This window comes from Actinomadura darangshiensis (assembly GCF_004349235.1).
GTDB classification, from domain to species: Bacteria; Actinomycetota; Actinomycetes; order Streptosporangiales; family Streptosporangiaceae; genus Spirillospora; species Spirillospora darangshiensis.
Map to the genome: position 1 here is coordinate 1 of NZ_SMKY01000605.1, position 1,684 is coordinate 1,684.

General features: G+C 71.3%; 2 protein-coding genes. Both read right to left on the bottom strand.

Going from position 1 to position 1,684, the window contains the following annotated elements:
• Positions 1 to 357: 357 nt before the first annotated feature.
• A complete protein-coding gene (locus E1293_RS46850; protein WP_132206578.1) occupies positions 358 to 786 on the bottom strand; it encodes a hypothetical protein in 429 nt (142 codons plus the stop codon).
• A 283-nt stretch (positions 787 to 1,069) separates the two neighbouring features.
• On the bottom strand, positions 1,070 to 1,684 hold a 615-nt coding region (locus tag E1293_RS46855), incomplete at its 5' end, for an ArdC-like ssDNA-binding domain-containing protein (protein ID WP_243717586.1).

Consider the following 1,684-nt stretch of genomic DNA (forward strand, 5'->3'; position numbering starts at 1 on the left):
GGCTGTGGACGGCCCGCCCACCAGACGGCGGGCCGTCCGGGCCGTCGTTGGGGATGCTGAACGCCCGGCCGTGAACGCGCGGCCATGACCGCCCCCTTGGCCGCACGGGGCCGCACGGGGCCGCATAGGGCGTACGGGGGCCGCACGGGGCGCCGGGATCCATCGTCCGACAGCGGTGGCGATTGATGGGCGGGCCCGTCCCCCGCAGGTTGAGGCCGAGCCGGGCTGGCGGACCAGGTCGGCTGGCGGATCAAGTCGACCAGCAGCGTCGCGATGAGCTCCGCTGGTATGCCGAAGGGGGAACGTCGCCCGCCGCCCCCACCGCAGCGGTTAGATCGCCGGGATGTCCGCACGGGATCACCTGAGCTGGTGGAGTTGCCGTAGGGCGGTGTTGGCCTCGCTGGTGCCGCGGCCAAGGACCGTCACGGCAGCCTCGATACCGGTTTCCTGCTCGGGCGCAATCGTCTCCCACGAGTAGGCGGGGGAGGCCAGGCACAGCAGCGGGCCGCCGGTCAGGGTGAGTTCGACGAGGAAGCGGAAGGCGTCCCCGTCGGCGTCGGGCGTGAACAGCAGCGACAGCGTTCCGGGGCCGGTGAGGTGGTGATGCTGCTGTGCGGCCGCGATCAGTTCGGTCGTCTGGTCCTCGCCGCCAGGGCCCAACGGGGTCCAGGTGGGCGCCTCGCAGGGGAAGTGCCAGGGCGACCGGGCGGAGTCGGGATCGGCCAGCCAGGTGCGAACGGTGCTCTCGTCGAAGGTGAACACTCCAAGGCCCACGAGCGAATCCATGAACAACGTCTCCTTTTGCGTCAGTTTGGGTGGTGCTGGTTGGTGTGTTTGATCAGAGACTTCGGCGCAACAGAAGAGGCGACCGGTGGTTTCCCGGCCGAGCAGCCAGCTCCGGAGGGAGCCGCCGGACACGCCTTTCGCTGCGGTCGGGCTCGTCGGCCGCCCGCATTTCGCCCGAGGCTGCCGGGTACAGGGCCGTAGCCGACCGCCCACATGGCGCGGGCGGACGGCTCGACGACCGAGGCGGAGGGCCGACCGGTTGGTCGGCGCCGCGCGAAGGACGTCACGGCAACTCGTCACCGTCAGCGTCGTCGGGGACAATAAGCGCATCCAGCATGACGGTCACCTCGCCGGATGCGGGCGGGCCCACACCGTGCGGGACCAGTGGCGGGCAGGTGCACGACTGGCCGCAGCGTGGGCAAGGAGTCAGAGGCTCGGTCTGGGAAATGTCGAACACGTAGATGACCTTGCAAGAGGCGATCCGCCGGGGCTGATCCCCGCCGCCCCCATCCGCGGGCGCATGCGCCATTCCGTCCGGCTCGTGGCCGGACTGGCGCTCGGGCTGGTCGTCGGTGCTGGGGCGGGTGATCGGGGCCAGGATCGCCAGCCCATGGGCACCTTTGCGAACTCGGCGGCTCTGCTGCCGCCAGGCGCGGAATCCCGCGACGTGGCTCACCTTCGGGTCTTGGATCCACATCAGGAACCGGTTCCGCAACGAGTAGCCCTCGCCGATCCGGGCGGCGGCGCGGGTGAAGTCGGCAAGGTCAGCCGCGGTGAGGGCGCGGGCCTTGTCGCCGGCGGTCTGGCCGAGCTGCTGGGGGGTGTACCGGGGCACGTCACTCATCGCCCTGGCGACGGGGCTGACGAGGGGGGCGGCGTCGCCGGGGCTGGGCTGATC